At 60.5% G+C, this 23,885-nt stretch carries 22 protein-coding genes; 11 read left to right on the plus strand and 11 right to left on the minus strand.

All coding sequences use genetic code 11. From position 1 onward, the window contains the following. Positions 1-49 precede the first annotated feature (49 nt). Entirely contained in the window at positions 50-1,354 is a 1,305-nt protein-coding gene (locus I2H19_RS04165; RefSeq protein WP_117769864.1) for a chloride channel protein, read from the plus strand. Between the two features lie 95 nt (positions 1,355-1,449). On the opposite strand, the gene I2H19_RS04170 is transcribed toward I2H19_RS04165, so the two are convergent. The 3 genes from I2H19_RS04170 to I2H19_RS04180 are packed head-to-tail and all read right to left on the minus strand — an operon-like array spanning position 1,450 to position 3,430. Further along, positions 1,450-2,148: an ABC-2 transporter permease gene (locus I2H19_RS04170; protein WP_195621458.1), complete on the minus strand. Its 699-nt coding sequence runs from the start codon at positions 2,146-2,148 to the stop codon at positions 1,450-1,452. Next, complete coding sequence (locus tag I2H19_RS04175) at positions 2,145-3,026, minus strand: ABC transporter ATP-binding protein (protein WP_195621460.1); 882 nt, start codon at positions 3,024-3,026, stop codon at positions 2,145-2,147. Before I2H19_RS04175 ends, I2H19_RS04170 begins: the two co-directional genes overlap by 4 nt. A gap of 23 nt (positions 3,027-3,049) precedes the next feature. Further along, complete coding sequence (locus I2H19_RS04180) at positions 3,050-3,430, minus strand: GntR family transcriptional regulator (RefSeq protein WP_055309996.1); 381 nt, start codon at positions 3,428-3,430, stop codon at positions 3,050-3,052. Between the two features lie 214 nt (positions 3,431-3,644). Between I2H19_RS04180 and I2H19_RS04185 the strand changes: the two genes are divergently transcribed. The 3 genes from I2H19_RS04185 to I2H19_RS04195 all read left to right on the plus strand — a co-directional run bounded on the left by I2H19_RS04185 (position 3,645) and on the right by I2H19_RS04195 (position 6,827). Then, a complete protein-coding gene (locus I2H19_RS04185) occupies positions 3,645-5,258 on the plus strand; it encodes a peptide chain release factor 3 (RefSeq protein WP_055252215.1) in 1,614 nt (537 codons plus the stop codon). A 156-nt stretch (positions 5,259-5,414) separates the two neighbouring features. Then, a complete protein-coding gene (locus tag I2H19_RS04190; RefSeq protein WP_022093974.1) occupies positions 5,415-6,137 on the plus strand; it encodes a VUT family protein in 723 nt (240 codons plus the stop codon). Between the two features lie 9 nt (positions 6,138-6,146). After that, positions 6,147-6,827 carry an SDR family NAD(P)-dependent oxidoreductase gene (locus I2H19_RS04195; protein ID WP_195621463.1) on the plus strand — a complete coding sequence of 227 codons (681 nt, stop codon included), beginning with the start codon at positions 6,147-6,149 and terminating at the stop codon, positions 6,825-6,827. Between the two features lie 50 nt (positions 6,828-6,877). Here I2H19_RS04195 and I2H19_RS04200 read toward each other — a convergent pair whose 3' ends face one another. After that, the gene (locus tag I2H19_RS04200; RefSeq protein WP_195621465.1) at positions 6,878-7,603 is read right to left on the minus strand and encodes a uracil-DNA glycosylase; all 726 of its coding nucleotides are present in this window, start codon (positions 7,601-7,603) and stop codon (positions 6,878-6,880) included. Positions 7,604-7,691: 88 nt separating this feature from the next. Continuing rightward, a complete protein-coding gene (locus I2H19_RS04205) occupies positions 7,692-8,594 on the minus strand; it encodes a DMT family transporter (protein ID WP_195621467.1) in 903 nt (300 codons plus the stop codon). A gap of 158 nt (positions 8,595-8,752) precedes the next feature. Between I2H19_RS04205 and I2H19_RS04210 the strand changes: the two genes are divergently transcribed. Continuing rightward, the gene (locus I2H19_RS04210) at positions 8,753-9,619 is read left to right on the plus strand and encodes a LysR family transcriptional regulator (protein ID WP_195621469.1); all 867 of its coding nucleotides are present in this window, start codon (positions 8,753-8,755) and stop codon (positions 9,617-9,619) included. Positions 9,620-9,646: 27 nt separating this feature from the next. Here I2H19_RS04210 and I2H19_RS04215 read toward each other — a convergent pair whose 3' ends face one another. Continuing rightward, positions 9,647-11,029, minus strand: a complete 1,383-nt coding sequence (locus tag I2H19_RS04215) for an MATE family efflux transporter (protein WP_195621471.1) — start codon at positions 11,027-11,029, stop codon at positions 9,647-9,649. Between the two features lie 232 nt (positions 11,030-11,261). On the opposite strand from I2H19_RS04215, the gene I2H19_RS04220 reads away from it, so the two are divergent. Next, positions 11,262-12,077: a putative RNA methyltransferase gene (locus I2H19_RS04220; protein ID WP_195621473.1), complete on the plus strand. Its 816-nt coding sequence runs from the start codon at positions 11,262-11,264 to the stop codon at positions 12,075-12,077. Between the two features lie 129 nt (positions 12,078-12,206). On the opposite strand, the gene I2H19_RS04225 is transcribed toward I2H19_RS04220, so the two are convergent. Then, positions 12,207-12,608, minus strand: a complete 402-nt coding sequence (locus tag I2H19_RS04225) for a hypothetical protein (RefSeq protein ID WP_117805917.1) — start codon at positions 12,606-12,608, stop codon at positions 12,207-12,209. A gap of 435 nt (positions 12,609-13,043) precedes the next feature. Here I2H19_RS04225 and I2H19_RS04230 point away from each other — a divergent pair, with 435 nt between their 5' ends. Beyond that, on the plus strand, positions 13,044-13,748 hold the full coding sequence (locus I2H19_RS04230) for a class I SAM-dependent methyltransferase (protein WP_195621475.1): 705 nt from the start codon (positions 13,044-13,046) through the stop codon (positions 13,746-13,748). A 48-nt stretch (positions 13,749-13,796) separates the two neighbouring features. Here I2H19_RS04230 and I2H19_RS04235 read toward each other — a convergent pair whose 3' ends face one another. Next, positions 13,797-14,093, minus strand: coding sequence for a hypothetical protein (locus tag I2H19_RS04235; protein WP_195621477.1), 297 nt, complete (start codon positions 14,091-14,093; stop codon positions 13,797-13,799). A gap of 77 nt (positions 14,094-14,170) precedes the next feature. Here I2H19_RS04235 and I2H19_RS04240 point away from each other — a divergent pair, with 77 nt between their 5' ends. The 4 genes from I2H19_RS04240 (at position 14,171) to I2H19_RS04255 (ending at position 20,693) form a co-directional block, all read left to right on the plus strand. Continuing rightward, the gene (locus I2H19_RS04240) at positions 14,171-14,659 is read left to right on the plus strand and encodes a GNAT family N-acetyltransferase (RefSeq protein ID WP_195621516.1); all 489 of its coding nucleotides are present in this window, start codon (positions 14,171-14,173) and stop codon (positions 14,657-14,659) included. A gap of 312 nt (positions 14,660-14,971) precedes the next feature. Then, positions 14,972-16,975, plus strand: a complete 2,004-nt coding sequence (locus I2H19_RS04245; RefSeq protein WP_195621479.1) for a GTP-binding protein — start codon at positions 14,972-14,974, stop codon at positions 16,973-16,975. Positions 16,976-17,068: 93 nt separating this feature from the next. Beyond that, positions 17,069-18,187 carry an AAA family ATPase gene (locus I2H19_RS04250; RefSeq protein ID WP_195621481.1) on the plus strand — a complete coding sequence of 373 codons (1,119 nt, stop codon included), beginning with the start codon at positions 17,069-17,071 and terminating at the stop codon, positions 18,185-18,187. Further along, entirely contained in the window at positions 18,180-20,693 is a 2,514-nt protein-coding gene (locus tag I2H19_RS04255) for an excinuclease ABC subunit UvrA (protein WP_195621482.1), read from the plus strand. Before I2H19_RS04250 ends, I2H19_RS04255 begins: the two co-directional genes overlap by 8 nt. A 40-nt stretch (positions 20,694-20,733) precedes the next feature. On the opposite strand, the gene I2H19_RS04260 is transcribed toward I2H19_RS04255, so the two are convergent. The 3 genes from I2H19_RS04260 to I2H19_RS04270 form a co-directional block, all read right to left on the minus strand. Further along, on the minus strand, positions 20,734-21,834 hold the full coding sequence (locus tag I2H19_RS04260; RefSeq protein WP_271745567.1) for an ATP-binding protein: 1,101 nt from the start codon (positions 21,832-21,834) through the stop codon (positions 20,734-20,736). Between the two features lie 143 nt (positions 21,835-21,977). Then, positions 21,978-22,577 carry a tRNA (cytidine(34)-2'-O)-methyltransferase gene (locus I2H19_RS04265; protein WP_195621484.1) on the minus strand — a complete coding sequence of 200 codons (600 nt, stop codon included), beginning with the start codon at positions 22,575-22,577 and terminating at the stop codon, positions 21,978-21,980. A gap of 98 nt (positions 22,578-22,675) precedes the next feature. Continuing rightward, positions 22,676-23,806 carry a GTP-binding protein gene (locus I2H19_RS04270; RefSeq protein ID WP_195621486.1) on the minus strand — a complete coding sequence of 377 codons (1,131 nt, stop codon included), beginning with the start codon at positions 23,804-23,806 and terminating at the stop codon, positions 22,676-22,678. Positions 23,807-23,885 lie beyond the last annotated feature (79 nt).

Consider the following 23,885-nt stretch of genomic DNA (forward strand, 5'->3'; position numbering starts at 1 on the left):
GCTCTACAATAAAACATAACTATGTCGACTTTGACCGCGGGAGGACCCGATGGACAACCTTGCCAAACCCACAAACCGCGTGCTGTTTTTAGTTAGCGTTGCCGTGACCGGTGCGTTCGCAGGTGCCGCGGTCTGGCTGTTCTTTTTTGCGATGGAGCACGGTATCGACTATCTGTGGACCGAGATCCCCCACATGCTGGGCGCGGCGTCGCCCGAACTCGCCAGCGGCCCGTTCGGTTTTCTGCCGTATCCGTTTTTCGTCTGCCTGCTGGGCGGCCTGCTGATCGGCCTGTACGAAAAGCTTACGGGCACCAAGACCGACGACCTCAACCAGGTGATGGCTAAGGTTAAGCAAGACGGGCGCTACCCGTACGACAACCTGGGCAAGCTTTCGCTCGCGGCATTGCTGCCGCTGCTGTTTGGCGGAAGTATTGGACCGGAGGCCGGCCTGACCGGCGTTATCGCGGGTCTGTGCAGCTGGGTCGGCGACCGCATGCGCCGCTTTGGCGCCGAGTTCAGGGAGCTCACGCTGTTGGGCACCCAGGCCGCGCTGACGGCGCTCTTTACCGCGCCCGTCTTTGGCTTTGTGGCGCCGCTCGCCGGTAGCGCCGACGGCCAGGGCGAAGACGCCGGCGATGGGTCCGCGTCCGGCGAGATCACCATCAAACTGCCCAAGGCACAGAAGACTGTGGTCTACGGTATTGCGATTGCCGGCGGCCTGGGCACCTATCTGCTGCTCGGCCAGGTTATGGGCGGCGGCATGGGCATGCCCAGGTTCGAGGCCGCCGAGGTGGGCAACCTGGAGCTTGCCTGGCTCATCCCGCTGGCGTTGGTTGGCACCGTTTGCGGCTGGCTGTACTTTGTCTCGGAGCACGCGAGCGAGGCGCTGTCCCATGCAATAGGGGAGCGTCCTGTCGTCAAGGCCATGCTGGCCGGTCTGGCGCTCGCCATCTGCGGCACGGTCTTGCCCTACACCATGTTTGCCGGCGAGACCCAGGCCGATGTACTTATGGAGACCTACCTCACCATTCCCGCCGGCGTGCTTATCGCGACCGGTCTTGTTAAGGCCATGCTGACGCCCGCCCTCATCAACCTTGGTTGGCGCGGCGGCCACTTCTTCCCCGTTATCTTCTCGGGCGTAAGCCTGGGCTATGGCCTTGCCATCCTCACCGGCGCAGATCCGGTCTTTTGCGTCGCCGTCTGCACGGCATCGACGATGGGCGCCGTCATGCGCCAGCCTGTCATGGTTGTGGGCCTGCTGCTTATGTGTTTCCCACTCAAGGGTATCGTCTGCATGATCATCGCCGCAGCCATTGCCGCTGGCATTCCACTGCCCAAGCCGCTGCGCAAGTAGCACGGTGACGCACGCCGGGGACATGCCGTTTGTCACGGATTTGCGGATGGGCGATTGCGACCGATAGTGGCCTGCATAGGTCGAGTTTCGCGTGCCTACAGATCGCGTACTTGATAAACCTTGGTGCTGACGGTACAGCTGACTGCACATAGCGCGAGGGCCAGTACGGCAATTCCTGCGCACAGGCAGCCAAGAACGGCAGGATCGGGATTCGCTCCGGCAATCGACATGAGCCAGTTGCTGATGGGGTTGGAGGAGCTCAGCGTGGCCATGGTGCCGCAACCAAGCAGGGCAAACAGGCCAACGGATAGGCGCAGCGCCTCCATGTGACCAAATCGAAAGAACAGCGGCTGCGCCAAAAACACCATCATGAGGGAGATGAGCATTGATGCTGCTGAGGCTATTGCAATCTCAAAGACGATCTGTCCCGTCAACGGGATACCCGCGCTGTTGAAGAGCGGGAAGGAGACGATGCTCAGAAGCGCGGCGGCGCACGCCATGACGGCGGAGAAGACAATAACGCTCAGGTAGCGTGCGCGGATGATGTCTTTGCGCGAGAAGGGCAGCGTTGCCCGGTAGCGCTCCCAACCGTTTTGATTGTCGAAGCCGGCCAGCGAGCTCATGACCATGATGGGTGACATGGCACTGACCGCGCAGGCGCCAGCGCTCATGCCGGAATCGCCGTCCGATGCGTTGGCAAGGGTCAGCACGACGAATATGAACAAGCCGACACCCGCAATGCTTGGGGCAAGCGAGCGAACGATGGCGAGCTCGGACATAAGGGCGCGTTTCATTTCGAAGCCCCTTTCAGCGTGAGGCGAAGATAGTCATCAATGGTTGCCCGATCGCAGGGAATCTCGGGAAAGGCCTCGAGCGCTTCGTGACGGTTGGGCACGAGCACGTCCACGCTATAGGCGTGGTGGGCGGCACGGGCGCCTTCGACGCAAGCCATAAGCTCGGCGGCCTGTGCTTGGGTGCAGTGGGCGATGCCGGCGCGGTCGGTAATGTCCTCGCGCGGCAGGTCAAAAATAATCGAGCCATTTTCGATGCAGATGACGCGATCAGCGGTGCGATCGAGGTCGGACGTAATGTGGCTCGAGAGTAACACGCTGTGCTGGCCGTCGGCGACAAAGGCAAGCAGCTCATCAAGCAGTTCCTCGCGTGCCATGGGATCAAGGCCTGCGGTGGCTTCGTCCAAAACGAGCAGCTTGGCATTGTGGCTGAGTGCACAGGCAAGCTGCAGTTTCATGCCCATGCCGCGGGAGAGGTCCTTGACCTTTGTCTTGGGATCGAGGCCAAATCGGTTGATGAATCCGGCGAACGTTTCGCGGTCCCATGTGGGGTACGCCGGGCCTACGAGCGACTCGATCTGGCCCACCCTGAGCGTGGAGGGGAAGGGGCACGTGTCCAGGACAAGACCGACGCGGGAGCGTAGATGGCGTTGCGATTCATCGGGCGCGTCGGCGCCACAGCGCTGCCCAAACAGGTGCACCTCGCCGGCATCGAGCTTTATAAGCCCGAGCGCGGCGCGAATGGTCGTTGTCTTGCCGGCGCCGTTTGCGCCTACAAAGCCAACGATCTGGCCGGGCTCCACAGCGAGCGTGACGTCGCGTAGTGAAAGGCGGTCGCTCACACGGCGTGAGATGCCTTTGAGTTCTAAAAGGTTTTGCATGGTATAGCCTTTCTTGCAGATGGCTACTGCATGGTTTCGGGGGCTACCAGGTCGAGCATCTCGTGCAGTTTGTCGCGCGTGACGCCCAGGGTTTCGGCTTGGCTCGCCGCTTTCGCAAGTAGCTCTTCGATATGGCAGAGCTGGTTTTCGCGCAAGAGTTCCTGGTTGCCCTCGGCGACAAAGCAGCCCTTGCCCTGCACGGTGCAGATAAACCCGAGTTGCTCTAGGTCGGCGTAGGCGCGCTTGGTGGTGATGACGCTCACACCCAGGTCGCTCGCGAGTGCACGGATGCTGGGGAGTTTGGCTCCCGCAGTGAGCGTGCCCGAAAGGATTTGAGCTTTGACCTGCGAGGATATCTGTTCGTATATGGGCTTATCGCTCGAGTTGGATAGGATGATGTCCACAGCGGCTCCTTAGCTGTTGGCTACACGTGTATATAACCGGTAAGCACAGTATATATACACTATGCACAGTTATGCAAGAGGCAAATACGGATTGGGCCGGCTGTCTAGGCCCCAACTGATGAATTTGTCCTGATAGGCGCCCTAGAGCGGGATTTCGCGGCTACAATAGTGCGGTTACAACGACGTAATGCACTCAATGCAAGAAAGGATCCGCATGGCAAGCCTGTCGGATGAAATCTCGTCGCGCCGCACATTCGCGATCATCAGCCACCCGGACGCCGGTAAGACCACACTTACCGAGAAGCTGCTGCTCTATACCGGCAGCATCCAGACTGCCGGCTCGGTCAAGGGCAAGAGCTCGGCCAAGCATGCCGTCTCGGACTGGATGGACATCGAGAAGGAGCGCGGTATTTCCGTTACCTCCTCGGTGCTGCAGTTCACCTACAACGGCGCCTGCGTCAACATCCTCGATACCCCCGGCCACCAGGACTTCTCGGAGGATACCTACCGTACCCTTATGGCCGCCGACGCCGCGGTCATGGTCATCGACGGCGCCAAGGGCGTCGAGGCCCAGACCAAAAAGCTCTTTAAGGTCTGCACGCTGCGTCATATTCCCATCTTCACCTTTGTGAACAAGCTCGACCACGAGGCTCGCGACCCGTTTGAGCTCATGGAAGAGATCGAGAATGTCCTGGGTATCAATACGTATCCCATGAACTGGCCGATCGGCAGCGGTCGTAACTTCCGCGGCGTGTTCGATCGTCAGACCCGTCGCGTTATCGCCTTTGAGGGCGATGGTCACGCCAACGCCACCAAGAAGGTCGCCGAGGTCGAGGCCGAGCTGGGCGACCCCGCCATGGATGAGCTCATTGGCGAGGAGAACCATAAGAACCTAATGGACGATATCGAGCTGCTCGATGGCGCCGGCGACGAGCTCGACTTGGATGCCGTGGCCTGCGGCAAGCTGAGCCCGGCGTTCTTTGGCTCGGCGCTCACCAACTTTGGTGTGGAGCCCTTCCTCAAGGAGTTCCTGCGTCTGGCCCCGACGCCGCGCGCCTATACCGATACGCTCACCAGTGAGCCGGTCGATCCTTGCCGCGACGACTTTAGCGGCTTTGTGTTTAAGATTCAGGCCAACATGGACAAGAACCACCGTGACCGCATCGCCTTTGTGCGCATTTGCTCGGGTAAGTTCGAGCGCGGCATGGATGCCTTTCACGTGCAGGGCAACCGCAAGCTTAAGCTCGCCACGGGCACGTCGATGATGGCCGACGATCGCGCCATCGTGGACGAGGCGTACGCGGGCGATATCGTGGGCCTCTTCGACCCGGGTATCTTTAGCATCGGCGACACCGTGTGCTCCGGCAAGCGCCACGTGCAGTATCCGCAGATCCCGACGTTTGCCCCCGAGATGTTCGCTCGCATTACGCAGGTCGACACGCTCAAGCGCAAGCAGTTCGTCAAGGGTATGGAGGAGCTTGCCCAGGAGGGCGCCATCCAGATTTTCCGCGAACTGGGTGCCGGCATGGAGAGCGTCATCGTGGGCGTGGTCGGCGTGCTGCAGTTTGAGGTGCTCGAGCGCCGCCTCAAGGCTGAGTACCGTGTTGAGGTTCGTCGCCAGCCGCTGCCCTATACGGACATCCGCTGGATCCAGAACGACCCCGACACTATCGATATCCCGGGCCTTTCGCTCACGCGCGACACGCTGCGTGTCGAGGACATGCGCGGCGGTAAGCTGCTGCTGTTCACGAGCCCGTGGAACGTGGATTGGGCAACCGACCACAACCCCGACCTTATCCTGTCGGAGTTTGGCAACGTAGCCTTTTAACGCATTGGCGCGGTGGTCCTGTGGGGCTGCCGCGCCGTTTGTTTGCCTTATGCCGCGCGAGCGGCTATCATACCCACCGTCGTCTCAAGACCGGGGCGTCCGAGCAGTTCGGGTCCGATATCCTGCTCGTTAAACCTAAAACCAAAGGAGTACATAATGATCAAGAAGGTCATGGAGGACTACAAGGTCCTGTTGCGGAGCATTCCCGCGGCAACGGTTTCGCTGTTTTTCGTGAGTGTCATCATGATGAACCTGCTGGCCAACAAGGAGCTCATCAGCCTGCCGTATCTGGCACTCGATTGCGGCTTTGTGGTGAGCTGGGTTTCGTTTTTGTGCCAGGACATGATTTGCAAGCGCTTTGGCGCCAAGGCATCCATCAAAATCTCTATCCTCGCGCTGCTGGTTAACCTCGCCGTGAGCCTGTGCTTTTGGGCATGTTCGCTCACGCCCGGCATGTGGGGCGCCTACTACGACACGGGCATGATCGAGGTCAACACCGCCCTTAACGCCACCATCGGCGGCACCTGGTACGTGGTGCTGGGCTCTTCGCTGGCAATGCTCGTTTCTGCCGTGGTTAACTCCACGCTCAACCAGTCGCTCGGCCGCATGCTCAAAAAGAATAACTTTGCGAGCTTCGCCTTCCGCTCCTATGTGTCCACGGGTGTTGGCCAGTTTATCGACAACCTGGTCTTTGCCATTGTGGTGAGCCACACGTTCTTTGGTTGGACCTGGGTGCAGGTCCTTATGTGCTCGCTGACCGGCGCTGTTGCCGAGCTGCTGTGCGAGGTTTTCCTGAGCCCCGTGGGCTACAAGGTCGTGCGCGGCTGGGAGCGCGAGAATGTGGGCTCCGAGTACCTCGAGCGCCACGCAACCGCCTAAGGAGCAAGTATGCGGGTTTTGATCACGGGCGCTTCGGGCGGTATCGGAACCGCATGCGTGCAGCGCTTTTTGGACGAGGGCCACGAGGTCGTGGGCTTCGATCTGCTGCCGGCGACGGTCGAACACGAGCGCTACCGCCATCTGATCGTAGATGTTCGCGAGCCGGACTCGTTTCCAGGCGACCTTGAACCCCAGGTAATCGTGAATGTTGCCGGTACGCAGGATTCGGCTGACGACATCGCCGCCAACCTGTATGGCACCATCAACGTGACCGAGCGCTACGCCTTTGCGGGGGAGGGGCTTGCCGCCAAGCCGGAGCCGGCTATCAAATCCGTGGTCAATGTGGGGTCGGCGAGCGGGCATACGGGATCGGAGTTTCCCGACTATGCCGCCAGCAAGGGCGGCGTTATCGCCTACACCAAGAACCTTGCAAACCGTCTGGCGCCGCAGGCTATCGCCAACAGTGTGGACCCGGGTGGCGTTATCACGCCGCTCAACCGTTGCGTGATGGAAGACGAACACCTGTGGAACCAGATTATGGAGCTCACGCCGCTTAAGCGCTGGGCCACCGCCCAAGAGATTGCCGAGTGGATCTACTTTGTGGGCGTGACCAACCGGTTTATGACCGGGCAGAGTCTGCTAATCGATGGCGGCGAGGCCGGCCGCACACAATTTATTTGGCCCGAGTAGCAAAACGCGCCCGATGGAAGCCGTCGAGCGCGTTTTTGATATATCGATTTTTAGCCGAGGCAAGTCCAGTTAACGGGGGTCGAGCCGTGCTGTTCGAGTAGCCGATTGGCTGCCGAGAAGGGGCGTGATCCCATAAAGGCGGGGAGTACTGCCGTGGCACGGTTGGCCGAAAGCGGCGAGGGGTGCGTGGATGCCAGGCAGAACTTGCCGGTTGCCTTGCCCGCACCGATCGCGGCGAGCTTGCCTTCGACCATCTGCTGGGCAAAGCGGCCCCATGCCAAAAAGACAACCGACTGGGGCAGCCTACAGCAGCGCTCGATGATGTAGTCGGTGAGTGTGCTCCAGCCCAGCTTGGCGTGCGAGTTCGCGGCATGCTCGCGCACGGTGAGCGTGGTGTTGAGGAGCAGGACGCCCTGTTGTGCCCATGGCGTTAGGTCTCCCGTGGCGGGAATGGGGCAACCCAGATCGGCATTGAGTTCCTTGTAAATGTTGCGCAGGCTCGGTGGCAACTTGGTTTGCGTCGCGGGGACCGAGAACGACAGCCCCATGGCCTGGTTGGGTCCGTGATAGGGGTCTTGACCCAAGATGACAACCTTGACCTGGTCGGCCGGCGTGTAGGCGAGGGCATTGAGGATGTCGTCTTGTGCAGGGTAGATGGTCTGTTCGGCACGCAAAAGGGCGATGCGCTCGAGCAGCTGGTTCGTAGTGTCACGTACCGGCTGTGGCGCATCGCCCAACCAAGTTGCTATGTTGCGGTCGCGGGTCGCGGCGTCCATGGGGCTCCTTTACGTCAGATGCTCTGTCGGTATCTATTGTAAAGGCGCACCGGTTGCCTTTACGCCACGGCTGTATGAAGAGTGGGGTCTACGAGACGTGCTCGGGCGCTCCTGCCATGCGAGCTTGTCCATGTGCGCGGAGGCGCGGAAGCTCGACGGTTGCCACCATGACGCCGGTTAGGATGAGGGCGGCGCCAAAGAAGGCGATGGGGCTCAGGACCTCGCCAACCAAGAAGAACGAAAAGACAGCGGAGCAGACTGGCTCGAGCGAGAAGGCGAAGCCGGTGGTCTCGGCGGGCACGTGGGGCTGCACGAGCGTCTGGGTGATAAAACCGTAGGCAGAGCAGATGAGCGCGAGGGCAACGACGACCACGATCTCGCTGGGCGTACTGGGAAGTGTGAAACCGCCAAAGACGCATGCGGCAATGCCCGAGAACAGGCCGCCGAAGCCCAGCTGCCAAACGCCCAGAGCAAGCGGATCGACTTCTTCGACAAAGCGCTTGGCGACAATGATGTGTCCGGCGTAGATAAAGGCGGAGAGCAGCATGATGAGCGCGCCCGGGTTCAGGCTGGTGAAGTCGGCACCCGAGAGCAGCAACATACCGCAGGTGACGATGGCCGTGCCGATGAGCACCTTGCGCTCGGGGGCGCGACGCAGCAGGGCTGCGTTGGCAAACGGCACGATCACGACCGTCAGGCTCTGCAAAAAGCCGGCAGTGGAGGCGGAGGTGAGGCTGGAGCCCAGGCACATGCAGGTGAGCTCGGTTGCCATAATGGCGCCGATGATGGCGGCACGGACCATAAGGTCGCGGTTGATGCGCAACGCGTGCTTGTGGAAGAGCAGCAGGCAGACCACAAAGGCGATGATGCAGCGTAGCGCGACGATGCTCGTGGCGTTCATGCTGTCCATACCGATCTTCATGAGGGGATACGAAAAGCCCCATGCGACGGGAACGGAAAATGAGAGCGCGATTGCTTTTTTGCGATCCATGGGACTCCTTTTGTTGCAGAACGGTTTCGCACAAAGGATTCTGCTCCCAGATTTAGATGTAGTAAAGCGAATGTATCTTCAGTATGATTAAGAAACGCTAAAGTTGGTGCGAAAAGCGCTGGCAAAACGTTTTACGGCTGCATTGATGTGGAGGCACGATGGCATCGCGGTATCAGATTGTTTGTATGGTGGTCGATCGCGGCAGTCTTAAGGCCGCGGCGGACGAGTTGGGCTATACGCAAAGTGCGGTGAGCCAGGCCGTCAAGGCGCTCGAGCGCGAGCTGGGCACCACACTTATCGAGCGCGGAAAGCAGGGCGTTTCGCTTACGCGCGACGGTAAACAATATCTGCCGTACCTGCGCCAGATCGTGACTGCCGAGGCCGAGCTCGAGGGCAAGCGCCAGGAGCTGCTGGGCCTTTCGTCGACCGATATTCGTATCGCGACGTTTACCAACGTGAGCCGTACCGTGCTGCCGCGTGTGATCCGCGACTTTGGCACGCTGCACCCGGGCGTACGCTTTACCCTCAAGCAGGGCGATTACACGCGCAACGCCCAGTGGGTGCACGACGGCGTGGTTGATTTTTGTTTTACGGCCCGCGGATTTACCGCTGGGCTCGAGAAGCGCGTCGTCTATCACGACGAGTTGGTGGCACTGTTGCCGGCTGCGCATCCGCTGACAGCAAAGGAAAAGGTGACACTCGCCGACCTGGCGTCCGAGCCGTTTGTGCTGCTGGATGAGGGCGAACAGAGTCTGGTGCTCGATGCATTCGCAATGCATGGCCTGTCACCGCACGTGACGAGTGAGGTGACCGACGACTACACCATCATGGCGATGGTGGAGGAAGGCCTAGGCGTGAGCATGCTCTACCGTCGTACTGTGGAGGGCATGCGAGCCGATATTTGTGTGCGGCCCATCGTGCATGCCCCCTCGCGCGACGTGGTGGCCGCCTGGCGCAGCTGGGATACCATGCCCATCGCCACGAGGCGCTTTATCGACTATATGAGCTCACATATTGTCAATTAATGACTGGCGTGGCGTTGAGTGCGGTGTTTAGCGGGCTGTCGCTTTGGCTTGGGTGGCACGATAGGTGCGTGCGGGGTGGCAGAGCAATACCGCCACGACCATAAAGAACGCCGTGGTGCCCAGGCTGATGGGGTAGACCATCATGATGTTCGCAAAGGTGCGGAAGTGCGGGAACACGCAGAACACCCAGTAGAAGCGGATGCCGCAGACGCAGATCATGGTGATGAGGGCGGGCGTGAGCGAGATACCAAAGCCGCGCAGGTAGCCCGACATGTTTTCGTAGAACATGCTAAAGGCGTACGCCGGGAAGATCGAACATACGCGGATATAGCCGATCGAGACGATGTTGGGATCGCTGTTGAACAGCGACAAGATCTCGCGCCCCAGGCCAACAATAACGATAATCGTGGTGAGCGCGACGATACCGCCTTCGACTAGGCAGACCTTGAGCGTCTTGGTGCAACGGTCGATCTGGCGGGCACCGTGGTTTTGTCCCACAAAGGTGGTGCAAGCCTGACTAAAGCTGTTGAGCAGGTTGTAGCACACGTACTCCAGGCTCATGGCGGCGCTCGATGCCGCCATGACCTCGGTGCCCAGGCTGTTGATGGCGGACTGGATGATGATGTTGGCGACGGCAAAGACAGCGCTTTGGATGCCGGCGGGCAGGCCGATCTTAACGATGCGCTTGAGGGCGACGGGGTCGATAGCCAGGTCGCGCGGGGTGACGCGGACGACGGAATCAGTCTTGAGCAGGCGGATAAAGAGTGTGGCGGCGCTGACGGTGTAGGCGATGGCGGTGGCGATGGCGACACCCGCGACGCCCCAGTGGAGTACGGGGACAAAGATGAGGTCCAGGCCAATGTTGAGGACGGTGGACACGGCAAGCGCCTGCAGCGGCATGCGGGTGATGCCGACGGAGCGGAAGATCGCGGCCTCAAAGTTGTAGAGCAAAATCGAGGGCATGCTGAGCAAAAAGACGCGTAGGTAGAGTGAGGCGAGCGGCATGGTCTCGGCGGGAACGTTGAGCGCGGCGAGCATGGGCTCGGCAAAGATCTCGCCCAGCGCGATGACGACAAAGCCCACGAGCGCCATTAAAATCGAGGTATGGACGGCGCGCTTGACCATGTTCTGATCGTTGCGGCCGATAGCGTTGGCGATGACCACGTTGGAGCCAAGCGACATGCCAATAAACAGGTTGAGCATAAGGCTGGTAAGCGGAACATTGGAGCCGACCGCCGCCATGGCGAGGGTTCCCTGGTCGCCCGAGAAGTTACCGATGATGACCGTGGCGATGAGGTTCGACAGCTGCTCCAAGATGCTCGTGGCGGCCACGGGGAAGGCGAACAGGGGAATATTGCGCCACAGCGAGCCGGTTGTCATGTCAATGTGCTTAGATGCGGTATCAGCCATACGCTCTCAATCTCTAACATGCTCTTTCGTGCTTATTTGCGCAGACGATGATACTCCTAATGCAACCAGTCGGCACTTAGGGACGTTCCTTTTCTGCCGGCAGCTGGGGACACTCCTTGTAGTCATTGGGGACGTCCTTAAACGGCTAGTCATTCAAGAACGTCCCCAATGACTAGGTGGGAAAGGCGTGCGACAATGGTGGGCGTTGTGTTGTTCGCGCTAAGGAGTTGCCATGTTGTTGTGTCCCGTTTGCCATGAGCCGTTGGTGGACAATGAGCGCGGTGCTGCATGTGCGGGCGGACACCGGTTTGACCGTGCGCGCGAGGGCTATCTATATCTACTGCGCTCGTCCAAGAGCGGCGACTCCATGGGCGATCCCAAGTCACAGGCGCGCAGCCGTCGCGACTTTCTGAACCGCGGTTACTATGCGCCGTTGCGCGATACGATGGTCGAGCTCGTGCGCGAACGAGCTCAGCGGTGCGCGGCTACGTCGGACAAGCCGCTGCCCTTGCTCGACATTTGCTGTGGCGAGGGCTATTACACCAGTGCCATGGGCGCGGTGCCGGGCGTGGATGCTTACGGTTTTGACCTGGGCAAGGAGATGGTGCGCCTGGCCGCCAAGCGCGGCGATGCGACCTACTTCGTGGCCAACATGAAGGACATCCCCGTGGCCGATGGCGCCTTCGATATGGTGACCGAGCTCTTTGCCCCCTTTAACGAGCGCGAGTTTGCCCGCGTGCTGGCGCCGGAGGGTTCGCTCTACACCGTGGTGCCGGGTGCTCGTCACCTCTTTGGGCTCAAGGAGGTACTCTACGACACGCCGTACCTTAACGATGAGAAGCTGCCACAAACAACGGAGCTCAAGCTGGTTGGAACGCAGCGGGTGTCCGCGAATATTACGCTTCAGACCCAGGCGGACATCGAGGCGGTGTTCCAGATGACGCCGTACTACTATCGCACGCGCCCTGCCGACAAAGAGCGCCTGGCAAACCTGGACACGCTCCAAACCGATATCGACTTCATCATCGCCGAGTACCGCCACAGCTAACAACCAGCCAAAAAAGGGACAGGTTTATTTTGGTGGGTTTTATCTAGGCAAACGTAAAGGGCCGACCGCGGAGATGCGCGATCGGCCCTTTTTAGTTGCTTGGCTGCAGAGGTTATGAGAAGCGAGCGCTTATAGGCGGTCCTTGTTCTCGGCCTTAACGGCGTGTGCCTGCTGAACAAAGAACAGGTCGTACACCACGATGACAAAGGCTCCAATATTGACGGCGCTGCCGCCGAGCGCGGGAAGGGTGAGCACAGCCTGCGCAATCGTGGCGATTGCGGCAACGATGCCGAGCTTAAACGCGCCATCCACCTGCGAAGGCTTGTTGGCGCCCTTGATGCCCGCAACACCTGCGGCAAGGTCGATAACGCCCTTGGCGACAAGCACGACCGCGGCGAGCATGGCGTTCGATCCGTAGACGGATTCAAATTTGCCGGTTGCGATGCCGGTGATACCGATGACGAGGCTGGCGATGCCCAAAACAAAATAGATGAGGGCAAGGATTTTGAGTGTCTTGCGCGCGGCGCTCATAGGTAGTCCTTTCGATTCGGGCGCTGCCAGTCTGGCGCGTCCCATATGCTGCACATATCGTGAAGCACATTGTAGTTCAACGTGACGGCGTGTGTGTTAGAAAGCGCTTCTCGCCTGTGCAGGGCAATCTTTCAAAAAGGAAAGCCAGCTGTAAGTCAAATCGATGGCAGCTCATGTGCGGCGCTGCGATGATGAGGCCGTGATAAGAAGTGAGTCTAAGGAGGAGCCATGATGTACGGACCAGAGCAAGTGCGTGAACCGCGGTCGTTGGGAAGGCGCATGGGTGATTCTGTGATCGCTGCCGTGTGCACGGGATTGATGGCGGTGCTTTGCATTGGGATGCTGTGGACCATGTCGCATGTGGGACAATAACGGACGGTTGGGCGCCAACTGAGGTGGCGCTCACGTATTCGTTTTGTTTGCTAAGGAGTGTCCATGGGCGTCGTCGATCCCTTTTCTGTTGCTCGGGCCGCGGGGCTTGAGCTGACCGGGAAGTCCGAGGGACTCACGCTCACCGACGGCACGATGGAACTGCGCGCCGATTTTGGCCGCATGCTGCCACGACTCAAGCAGGGCCGCCTGCAGCAAGAGCTGCTGGTAAAGGTTGCGCGCACAAAAGGCATCGAGCGCCCATGGGCGATTGATGCCACGGCGGGCTTTGGTGAGGATTCGCTGCTGCTGGCGGCCGCGGGCTTTACCGTCGATCTGTATGAACAGGATTGCGTAATCGCGGCACTCCTCAAGGACGCCTTGGATCGCGCGGCAGATGATCCGGCGCTTGCGGCTGCTGTGGCGCGCATGCGCTTACATGCGGGCGAGGACAGCATTGCCGGCCTTCGCCATACGGCCGAGCTGATCAAGCAAGGCGAGCTCGCGGCCCCCGACGTGGTGTATCTGGACCCCATGTTTCCCGAGCGCACCAAGAGCGCGGCGGTGAAAAAGAAGTTTCAGCTCTTGCACCATCTGGAGCAGCCGTGCGCCGACGAGGAGACGCTGGTCGAAGCTGCGCTTGCGGTGCACCCGCGCAAGGTCGTTATCAAGCGACCGGTGAAGGGGCCGCTGCTTGCCGGCGTTAAGCCGAGCTATCAGCTTACGGGCAAGGCCGTTCGTTACGATGTTTTGGTGCCGCCGCGCCCGTAGCTTGTGCACGATGGCTGGCGCTTCGCCAGCGCCGTGCCGATGCGGGGTCTATTTCCAAGGGTGCGACGTCAGGTGCCAGCCGCCGCAGTCTTCGCATTTGTAGCAGGCCAAACCACGCCGTCCGCGGTTTTCGCAGTCGGCCATAACGGCCTCGGCTTCGGCGCGTGTGTCGTAACGGTTTTTGCGCTCGCACGACTTATAGCGCCAAGCCTCGTCGCGCTCGGCGTCCAGGGCGTCGCGGCGCTCGTCCTCGCGTGCAAACAGGTCGCTCATATCGCCGCCGGTGGCAGCGCCCAAAAACTCGCTTTTGGCTTTTGACCAGGCGGCTCGCTTTTTGCTCCCCATCTGCTTCGCGCTCCTCTCCAAACGTTGGTATCATTGCTCAATCAAAGTGATACCAATAAACGTGAGGTCGCCGCGTGATGATCAGAAAAACCCTCGATACCGACATTCCCGCCGTCATGGCTATCTATGACGCGGCCCGCGCCTTTATGCGCGCGCATGGCAACGCCACGCAGTGGCCCGAGGGCACGCCTTCGGCCGAGCAGCTGGCTGCCGATATTGCCGCTGGTGGCAGTTACGTGTGCGAAGTCGATGGCCGCGTGGTGGCGACGTTTGCCTTTTTACCGGGTCCGGACGAGTGCTATGACGTGATTGAGGACGGTCAATGGCGCAGCGACACTCCGTATGCCGTGCTGCATCGCGTGGCATCCGACGGCACCACGCATGGCGTTGCGGCCGCGATGTTTGCCTTTGCCAAGGAACGTATCGACCATCTGCGTATCGACACGCACCAAGACAACCTGCCTATGCAGGGCGCCATCGCCAAGGCCGGGTTTAAGCGCGCCGGTATCGTATATGTGTCGGACGGTACGCCGCGCGTCGCGTTTGATTGGCTGCGCGAGGCATAAAGGCCGAGTCGCATACCAGCGTTTCACCGAAATGAAAATGGCCCCGAGTGGGGCCATTTTTGGTAAAACGCGTTGTTGTGGGGCTCGCGTTGTTATCGCCCCAGATGAGCCCGGGCAGACAAAAAGGGGAGGTGCCGGCTTTCGCAAGGCGCGAACCTACGAAAATCGCCGCGCGGCAACGCAGGGCGATGAGCTTGGTCGGGGGATAGGGCCCGCTTCGCCCGCCGGCTCGTAAATTGTATCATCCAGTGTGGAACGAGGACGCCCGTTGCCGCGTGCGATGGGCTTGTAGCTTGTAATAAGAGGAGAGCCATGTCGAAGCAGGCAGTCGTTGGAATCTTGGCGCATGTCGATGCCGGCAAGACCACGTTGGCCGAGGCCATGTTGTTCAACGTGGGTCGCATTCGCAAGCGCGGCCGCGTGGACGATGGCGATTCGCATCTGGACACTAACGCGATCGAGCGCGAGCGCGGCATTACGATCTTCTCGTCGCAGGCCGTGCTCGACCACGGCGATACCCACGTCATGCTTGTGGATGCGCCCGGCCACGTCGATTTTTCGGCCGAGGCGGAGCGCACGCTGCGCGCGCTCGACTATGCGATTTTGGTTGTGGGTGCCAACGACGGCGTGCAGGGGCACACCGAAACCCTGTGGCGCCTGCTTGCGCGCTATGACATTCCGACGTTCATCTTTATCAACAAAATCGATTTGGAGAATCCCGGCCGCGATGTTTTGCTGGCACAGCTTGGGCAACGTCTTTCCGAGGGCTGCCTGGATGCCAGCGAACTGTTGGTGGGTGGTGCCGTTCAGGAGGACGCTGCTGCGTTGGACGAGGCGGCGCTCGAGGAGTTTCTCGACGCAGGGGAGCTTTCGACTGCCACGCTTTCGCGGCTGGTCGCAGAGCGAAAGTTGTTTCCCTGCTTTGCGGGCTCGGCGCTCAAGGACCAGGGTGTGGCAGAGCTACTCGACGGCATATGCGCTTTGATGCGCGAGCGAACATGGCCCCAGGAGTTCGCCGCGCGAGTCTACCGCGTGAGTCGTGGAGACCGTGGCGAGCGTCTTGCCTGGGTCAAGGTGACGGGCGGTGTACTGCGTGCAAAGCAAGTTGTCGAGGGATGCTCTGGCGCCTCCACTTGGGAGCAAAAGATCGACCAGGTGCGCATCTATAACGGCGAGAAGTATGAGCTTGCCCAAGAAGTTGCTGCTGGCGGTATTTGTGCCGTGACGGGCCTTGCGCACGTTCGCCCAGGGGATGCCTTGGGGGCGGAGCCCGTGGGCGATGCGCCTGTCATCGCTCCGGTCCTCACCTATACGGTGCTTCCGGGCGAACACGATGTCCACGCGGTGTTCAAAGCACTGACAGAGTTGGCGGACGAAGATCCCATGCTCGGCGTAAGCTGGAACACTCATCTTGAGCAGATTCATTTACAGCTGATGGGCGCCGTGCAACTCGAGGTCGTGCAGCGGGTGTTGACCGATCGCTTTGGCCTTTCGGTTGCGTTTGAGTCTGGCGGCATTCTCTATAAGGAGACTATTTCGCAGCCGGTCGAGGGCGTGGGCCATTTTGAGCCGCTGCGCCACTATGCCGAGGTACATCTGCGCCTGGAGCCGTTGCCAGCGGGTTCGGGCGTGCAGTTTGGCACCGTGACCTCGACCGACGAACTCGATCTTAACTGGCAGCGTTTGGCACTCACCAACGCCATGGAGCGCGATCACCTGGGCGCGCTGACCGGCTCGCCCATCACCGATGTGTGCATTACGCTCACGGGCGGCCGTGCGCATGCCAAACATACCGAGGGCGGCGATTTTCGCCAGGCCACGTACCGCGCGATTCGCCAGGGGCTCATGCAGGCGCGTGAGGCTGGCGCGGCGGTGCTGTTGGAGCCGTGGTATCGCTTTGAGCTCGAGGTGCCGGGGGAGTGCGTGGGCCGGGCACTCTCGGATGCCACGCGCATGGGTGCCGAGTACGAGCCGCCGACGATGGCGGGAGACCGGGCGAAGCTTGTGGGTCGCGTGCCGGCATCTGAGGTGCAGGATTACGCGCTGGAGGTGGCCGCCTATACGAGTGGTCGTGGGCATCTGTACCTAGAGTTCGCCGGCTATGCGGCTTGCCATGATGCCGAGCGCGTCATCGAGACGGCCGCCTATGAGCCCGAGGCCGATCTGCCCAACACGCCCGATTCGGTCTTTTGCTCCCACGGCGCCGGTTACACGGTCAAATGGTACGACGTCCCCGAGGCAGCCCACGTAAAGGTCGATCCCTCCACCTTCCGCCCCTGGCGAGCAGCAGACGCCGAGTTTTTCGGCCACATGTGACAGAGGGGCAGCCCCTTTGGCAGATTCAGTTGGTATAACTCGGTATAAGTTGGTATAACTATTACCAGGGTTTGCCAATCCGAGGAGGCCGACATGAATCCAAATCCCTTTAAGCCAACGGCAGGCAAGCGGCCTCCGATGCTCATTGGTCGCGAGTCGGTCATCGAAGATTTCGAGGAAGGGCTCGATAACGGCGCCGGAGCGCCGGGCAGGCTCATGCTCATTACGGGAAACCGCGGCTGCGGCAAGACAGTTCTCCTGCGGGAGCTGCAACGTCTGGCCAGCGAGCGCGGATGGGCGGTTGTCTCCGATTCCGCTTCGCTTGGCTTATGCGACCGCTTGGCCGACGCGCTTCGCTCGAATAAACCCGTTGTGACGTCAATGGAGTTCGGTCCTTCGTTTGGCCGGATGTCGGTCGAGGCGGCGCGAGCAAAGGGCGAGACGTTGCGAGGGCTGGTCAACGAGCGCCTTAAGAAGCTCGGTCCAGGCAAGGGCATACTGTTTGCGATTGACGAGGCGCAATCGGCGTCTATCGAGGAACTGGCGGCTCTTGCCGTTCTCTATCAGCAGGTGCTCGGAGACCAGGATGCCACGGGATTACCCGATAGCGACCAGCGCGGTCTTGCGCTGGTTTTTGCCGGCTTGCCCAGTATGGTTGACGATCTGCTCGAAGAGCCGAGCGTGACGTTTTTGCGCCGCGCCCAGCAGCGTACGCTGGGGGCGATATCTTTGCCCAAGGTGCGCGATTCATATATCCAGACGGTCAAAGACGCTGGTCTTTACGTTGACGCGGAGACGGCGGACCTTGCGGCACGCAAGAGCATGGGGCATCCCTATATGGTTCAGCTGGTGGGATATTACATGTGGCGGTCTGCTGTCCGGCGTGGCTCGCAGGTCATCGAAAGGCGCGATGTCGAGGATGGCCATGCGGATGCCGTCTCCGAGTTCTACGAAGCGGTTGACGCGCCCCTGTATTACGGGCTGCGCAGTCCACAGCGCCTCTTTATCGAGGCCATGGCGGTTGACGAGGACAAACCGACGCGCATGGCGGATATCATTGAGCGCTGTGATCGTACCCAGAGCTGGGCGAGTAAATATCGCGCAAGCCTGATTCGCGAGCGCGTCATCGAGGCTGCCGGATACGGCCTCGTCCGGTTTACCGTGCCCATGCTGGGCGCGTACGTTCGCGATCGAGTTTTATGGCATGAGTAGGGTGATAAAGGTGACGGAACAAAAGATGAGCCCGCAGGCTATCGAGGTGCGTGGCGCGCGCGTTCATAACCTTAAAGACATCGATATCGATATTCCGCTGGGAAAGCTTGTGGGCATTGCCGGCGTGTCGGGTTCGGGCAAGAGTTCGCTGGCGCTGGGGGTTCTTTATGCCGAGGGCTCGCGCCGTTACCTGGAGGCGCTCAGCACCTATACCCGCCGTCGCCTGACGCAGGCCGAGCACGCTCAGGTGGATGAGGTATTGCACGTGCCGGCGGCTCTCGCATTGCATCAGCGCCCCAGCGTGCCGGACGTGCGTTCCACCTTTGGCACCATGACCGAGCTCAACAATAGCCTGCGTCTACTCTTTAGCCGCTGCGCCCATCACGTGTGCCCGCATTGCGGGGCGCGTGTGGAGCCGAGCCTTAACGTGGCTGCGGGCCTGTCGCTCACGTGCCCCGCATGCGGCCGCGAGTTCTACGCGCCGGGTGCCGAGGATTTGGCTTTCAATAGCGGTGGTGCATGTCCCACCTGCGGCGGCACCGGCGTTATGCATGAGGTGGACGAGGCGAGCTTGGTGCCCGACGAGTCAAAGACTATCAACGAGGGCGCGGTGCTTCCTTGGGGCACGCTCATGTGGGATCTGATGAAGCAGGTGGCCGGCGAGATGGGCGTGCGCACCGACGTGCCGTTTAACCAGCTCACGCCTCAAGAGCGCGACATCGTGTTCCACGGTCCGGCGGTTAAGAAGCACATTCTCTACGTTCCCAAAAACGGCGAGGGCGCCACGCCGCTCGACTTTACCTATTACAACGCCGTCTATACCGTCGAGAATGCGCTCGCCAAGGTTAAGGACGATAAGGGGCTCAAACGCGTTGCGCGCTTTTTGCGCGAGGGGCCATGCCGCGACTGTGGTGGCACGCGTCTTTCCGAGGCTGCGCGCCAGCCCCAAGTGCGCGGTATCAATCTGGCGCAGGCCGCGGCCATGACGCTTGGTGATGCGGTTGAGTGGGTGCGCGGGGTGCCCGCATCCTTGCCGCCCGAGATGCGGCCCATGGCAGCGGATATCTGCGATTCATTTTTGGGCACGGCCCGTCGCCTGGTCGACCTGGGTCTTGATTACCTTTCACTCGATCGCGCCGGTGCCACGCTCTCCACGGGTGAGCGCCAGCGCGTGCAACTTGCTCGCGTGGTGCGCAACCGATCGACAGGCGTGCTTTATGTGTTGGACGAGCCCTCGATTGGCCTGCATCCGGCAAATGTCGACGGCCTGGTTGGTGTGATGCGCGACCTGGTAGGCGACGGCAACACCGTGGTCGTTGTCGACCACGATACGCGCGTACTGGCGGAAGCCGACTATCTGGTCGAGATGGGCCCCGTCGCCGGAGCAGGCGGCGGTAACGTGATCGCTGCCGGTACAGTAGACGAGGTCGAGCAATCGCGGGGCAGCCGCATCGCTCCGTTTCTGCGCGCAGAGCCCAAGCGCTTGCGTCCACAGGTGACTGACGACGAAATGTTCGACCAGGGCCACATCCGTATGGCAACCGATACCATCCATACTGTCAAACCGCTCGAAGTCGATATCCCGCGCGGCCGTCTCGTTGCGGTGACGGGCGTTTCGGGTTCGGGTAAGACGACGTTGGTGCTTGAGACGCTCATCCCGGCGCTTAAGGCGCAGGCAGCCGGCGAGCGCCTGCCGGGGCACGTGCGTTGGGTCGATGCCGAAGGCATTGCCCGCGCAAACCTGATTGACGCCACGCCTATCGGCGCCAACGTGCGCTCGACGGTGGCGACTTATGCCGACATCCATGACGAGCTGCGTCGTGCCTTTGCCCGTACGCCCGAGGCCAAGGCAGCTGGCTACAAGGCGGGTGCCTTTAGCTATAACACCGGCGCGTTGCGCTGCCCTACGTGCGACGGCACGGGCTCGATATCGCTCGACGTACAGTTTTTGCCCGATGTCGAGATCGTCTGCCCAGCATGTCGCGGTTCGCGTTATGCAGACGCGGCTTCGCGTATCCATCGCGAGGGCAAGGACGGGAGTCTACTTACGTTGCCGCAGATCATGGACATGAGTGTGGACGAGGCTATCGACGTCACGCTGGGACTCAAGAAGGTTCAGACGCGCTTGCAGACCTTGCACGACCTGGGCCTGGGCTATCTCACACTTGGCGAGCCCACACCGGCGCTTTCGGGCGGCGAGGCGCAGCGTCTTAAGCTCGCGAGCGAGATGGGTCGTGTGCAGGACGATGCCGTATTTGTGTTCGACGAGCCCACGATCGGACTACATCCGCTCGATGTTCAGGTGTTGCTGAGTGTGTTCGACGGCCTTGTCGCCAAGGGCGCCACGGTTATCGTGATCGAGCATGACCTCGACCTTATCCGTAACGCCGATTATGTGATCGACATGGGTCCGGGCGGTGGTGATGCGGGCGGGCAAATCGTCTGCGCCGGTACGCCGGGCGACATCGCAGCTTGCTCCGCAAGCATCACCGGCCGCTACCTATAGACAATGAGGCAAAGGGACAGCCCCTTTGCCTCATTGATGCCTATTTCACGCATTGAGCCGCGAGATAGTCGCGGAAGAATGGCAATTCAAATGCGACGAGCCCTCGTCCTCGTTCCCCGATGATGCCGGCATCTATCATTCGGCGTCGGTAGCGGGAGACCTGCTGCGGCGAACGCTTAAGGCGCTCGACAAGGTCGGCGGTGGTGGACTCTTCCTCGTCATCGAGCATGGCGATGAGGAATCGCTTGTCCTCTGCAGTGAGTTCCCGATAGGTTGCCGCGAGGATTCGGTCGTCCATCTCGTCGCGCGCGATTTTGATTCCCAGGTCAAAGTCGCGTGACGAGATTTCCTTCGAATCGCTTGTGAGATCCCAGGCACGGTAGCCTACGAGTTGCAATAGGAAGGGAAAACCAGAGATCGAGCGAACGGCTCTATCGATTCCCTCGGCATCTGCCAGGCGATCGTTTTCCTGGATTGTGCGAATCAAGGCCTCGCGCACGTCATAGTCGGCAATGCGACCCAGATGATATTGTTGGGCGCGGCGAAGGAACGAGACCGTCTTGTGGTTCAGCAACGTCGAGACATTGTTGGGAAGTCCCGCCATGAGCAGGGCGACGCGTTTCCCATCGGTCACAAAGTGCTGATACGTCGCCGCGAGCTGAATCATCTCGTCGAGTGTCGGGTCCACCTCGTCAACCGTGACGAGCAGACCGGTACCGGCCCCGTTGAGCTGGTCGATGATATCGCTCATGCGATAACGCCAGGTTGAGGCATCGTGAACGCGATTGACCTCGATGCTGCCGAGCGGTGCAATTCCGAGGCCGGTGACTTCGAAGTGGTAGGACGAGTCGATGAGATGGGCTGCGGCGCGTTTCGTCCCGAACTCGATTTCCTCAAGCATTCCCGGGAGCGCGGTCGTCTTTACGGCTATCCAGCCGTGGGATTCCGCCCTTGTCGCGAGCGATGACATGAGAGCGGTTTTACCGGTTCCACGCGCGCCTGAGAAGATCGAGGTCAATTCTGGGCGCCTGCGCTGGCTCAAGAAGGCGCGGTCCAAATCCCGAATAATCTGTTGTCTGCCAGCGAGATGGGCAGGAACCTCACCAAAACTGGGGGTAAACGGGTTCTCGAGATATTTCACACGGCTCTCCTTTCACACCGCCGTTTAACTTCATTTTACTTTAGTTAATTCTGATTAAAAGTGAGGGCCTTTATCTAGAGCATCAATTAGGCGTGTGTGCCATCGACGTGGCGCTCGAATGTGGCAAAAGGATAGTCCCTTTGTCACATTCCCGGAAAGCCTGCCTGGCGTAGGGCCTCGTAGAGGACGATGGCGGCGCTGTTGGAGAGGTTCAGCGCGCTGATGCGGTAGTCGTCGGGGTTAACGAAGTTGCCGCAGATATCCTGCTGCAGGATGGCCTCGTGGCTGTCCTCGGTATGCCCGAGCGATTCCTCGTGAGCTTCCCAAGTCTCGGCGTTATCGAGTGAGTCGCAATCGCGCAGCATGGGGATGCGCTCGCAGCGCTCGGGCGCCGCGGCGAGCAGCTCCTCGGGAATGCCCGAGCTCTCGCTGCCAAAGACCAAGTAGTCACCGTCACGGTAGGTGCTTTGCGCATAGGTCCTGCGCGCCTTTTTGGTCAGCAGATGCAGACGCTCGTCGGTAGGGGAGAGGCCGTTACGCGCAAGGAAATCCTCCCAGCTGGCATAGGTCGTCACGTCCAAGTTTTGCCAGTAGCCCAGTCCGGCGCGACGCACCGTCTTGTCGTCGAGCGAAAACCCCAGCGGCTCCACCAGATGCAGGCGGGTGCCGGTAACCACGCAGGTGCGGCCGATATTGCCCGTATTGGCCGGAATCTCGGGCGCATACAGCACAATGTTGAACATGAATCTCCTTGGCTCAGAACGAAAAACCACCACGAAGGGACAGGCACCTTCGTGGTGGTTGGCGACTACTTTGCGGACAAATGCCCGCTTGGATAAACCTAGGCGCGGTGCCAGTCGGTCAGGCAAGCATCGAGGGAGGCGATGAGCGCATCCTTGTCCATGTGACGGCCGATGATGCACAGGCTCGTCATGCGGTCGCCCGTCTCGTCGTCCCAAATCTGCATGATCTCGGGGTTCTCGTCGATAATCTTCTGCTTCTCGCCCTCGGGCGCCGAGTCGACAAACAGGCCGTTCTCCATCAGGCGCATCTGGTGTCCGGCCTGCTCAAACATGTAGCACATGTCCGGATCGCCGGTCTGCCACAGCGGACCCTTGACGCGAATGACCTCATCGGGCCACTCTTGCTCAACAAAATCGGTGAACTTCTGCAGGTCAAACGGCTTGCGACGCGAGTATACAAAGGTCTCGATGTCGTACTCGAGCACCTCGGGGTCGTCGTGCTCCTCGGGATGCCCCATGGCATCGATCCAGGCGGCGGAGTTGTAGGCGCGCATAAAGTCGAAGCGGTCGGTGTCGAGCAGCTCCTCCATGGGGACCTCGCCGTTTTGGGCCTCGACGATCACGGCGTCTTTCTGCAGGCTGCGCACGATGGCCTTAAGCTCGGCGATCTGCTCAGAGCTCACGGTATCGGTCTTGTTGAGGATCAGCGTGGAACAGAACTCAATCTGCTGGATGAGCAGGCTCTCGATGTCGTCCTCGTCGATATCCTCTGCCAGCAGGTCGCGGCCGCCGTTGAACTCGTCGTACATGCGGGCGCAGTCGACCACGGCCACGATGTTGTCGAGCGCGAGCTTAGGCTCGCCGCCCACCTTGGCCTCGTCGCAGAAGCTCGAGATGGTGTAGGCGATGGGGATGGGCTCGCAAATGCCCGAGGCCTCGATGATGATGTAATCGAAGTTGCCCGAATCGGCGATGCCCTGCAGCTGGTTGGCCAGGTCGTCCGAAAGCGTGCAGCAGATGCAGCCGTTGGTGAGCGGGATGAGGTCGTCGGTCTCGGAAAGGCCGCCGTCGGCGATAAGGCTGGCGTCGACATTGATCTCGCCGATATCGTTGACGATCACGGCGGCGCGGATGCCGCCGTCGTTAGCGAGGATGTGGTTGAGCAGCGTGGTCTTGCCGGCACCGAGGTATCCGGTAAGCATGATGATCTTCACGGGTTTGTTGGGCATGTGCCCTCCTTTGTTAGACATGGCTTACAGTTGAATCTTATGCCAAACGCCTGCTCTTATACCCACGCGCCGGCAAATA

Origin of the sequence: Collinsella aerofaciens, assembly GCF_015560135.1 — a bacterium.
Lineage (GTDB): Bacteria > Actinomycetota > Coriobacteriia > Coriobacteriales > Coriobacteriaceae > Collinsella > Collinsella aerofaciens_AN.

What these genes read in the sequence shown, in the direction of transcription:
- I2H19_RS04165 (WP_117769864.1), top strand. Translation starts at nt 50, where the DNA reads ATGGACAACCTTGCCAAACCCACAAACCGCGTGCTGTTTTTAGTTAGC.
- I2H19_RS04170 (WP_195621458.1), bottom strand. Translation starts at nt 2,148, where the DNA reads ATGAAACGCGCCCTTATGTCCGAGCTCGCCATCGTTCGCTCGCTTGCC.
- I2H19_RS04175 (WP_195621460.1), bottom strand. Translation starts at nt 3,026, where the DNA reads ATGCAAAACCTTTTAGAACTCAAAGGCATCTCACGCCGTGTGAGCGAC.
- I2H19_RS04185 (WP_055252215.1), top strand. Translation starts at nt 3,645, where the DNA reads ATGGCAAGCCTGTCGGATGAAATCTCGTCGCGCCGCACATTCGCGATC.
- I2H19_RS04190 (WP_022093974.1), top strand. Translation starts at nt 5,415, where the DNA reads ATGATCAAGAAGGTCATGGAGGACTACAAGGTCCTGTTGCGGAGCATT.
- I2H19_RS04195 (WP_195621463.1), top strand. Translation starts at nt 6,147, where the DNA reads ATGCGGGTTTTGATCACGGGCGCTTCGGGCGGTATCGGAACCGCATGC.
- I2H19_RS04200 (WP_195621465.1), bottom strand. Translation starts at nt 7,603, where the DNA reads ATGGACGCCGCGACCCGCGACCGCAACATAGCAACTTGGTTGGGCGAT.
- I2H19_RS04205 (WP_195621467.1), bottom strand. Translation starts at nt 8,594, where the DNA reads ATGGATCGCAAAAAAGCAATCGCGCTCTCATTTTCCGTTCCCGTCGCA.
- I2H19_RS04210 (WP_195621469.1), top strand. Translation starts at nt 8,753, where the DNA reads ATGGCATCGCGGTATCAGATTGTTTGTATGGTGGTCGATCGCGGCAGT.
- I2H19_RS04215 (WP_195621471.1), bottom strand. Translation starts at nt 11,029, where the DNA reads ATGGCTGATACCGCATCTAAGCACATTGACATGACAACCGGCTCGCTG.
- I2H19_RS04220 (WP_195621473.1), top strand. Translation starts at nt 11,262, where the DNA reads ATGTTGTTGTGTCCCGTTTGCCATGAGCCGTTGGTGGACAATGAGCGC.
- I2H19_RS04225 (WP_117805917.1), bottom strand. Translation starts at nt 12,608, where the DNA reads ATGAGCGCCGCGCGCAAGACACTCAAAATCCTTGCCCTCATCTATTTT.
- I2H19_RS04230 (WP_195621475.1), top strand. Translation starts at nt 13,044, where the DNA reads ATGGGCGTCGTCGATCCCTTTTCTGTTGCTCGGGCCGCGGGGCTTGAG.
- I2H19_RS04235 (WP_195621477.1), bottom strand. Translation starts at nt 14,093, where the DNA reads ATGGGGAGCAAAAAGCGAGCCGCCTGGTCAAAAGCCAAAAGCGAGTTT.
- I2H19_RS04240 (WP_195621516.1), top strand. Translation starts at nt 14,171, where the DNA reads ATGATCAGAAAAACCCTCGATACCGACATTCCCGCCGTCATGGCTATC.
- I2H19_RS04245 (WP_195621479.1), top strand. Translation starts at nt 14,972, where the DNA reads ATGTCGAAGCAGGCAGTCGTTGGAATCTTGGCGCATGTCGATGCCGGC.
- I2H19_RS04250 (WP_195621481.1), top strand. Translation starts at nt 17,069, where the DNA reads ATGAATCCAAATCCCTTTAAGCCAACGGCAGGCAAGCGGCCTCCGATG.
- I2H19_RS04255 (WP_195621482.1), top strand. Translation starts at nt 18,180, where the DNA reads ATGAGTAGGGTGATAAAGGTGACGGAACAAAAGATGAGCCCGCAGGCT.
- I2H19_RS04265 (WP_195621484.1), bottom strand. Translation starts at nt 22,577, where the DNA reads ATGTTCAACATTGTGCTGTATGCGCCCGAGATTCCGGCCAATACGGGC.
- I2H19_RS04270 (WP_195621486.1), bottom strand. Translation starts at nt 23,806, where the DNA reads ATGCCCAACAAACCCGTGAAGATCATCATGCTTACCGGATACCTCGGT.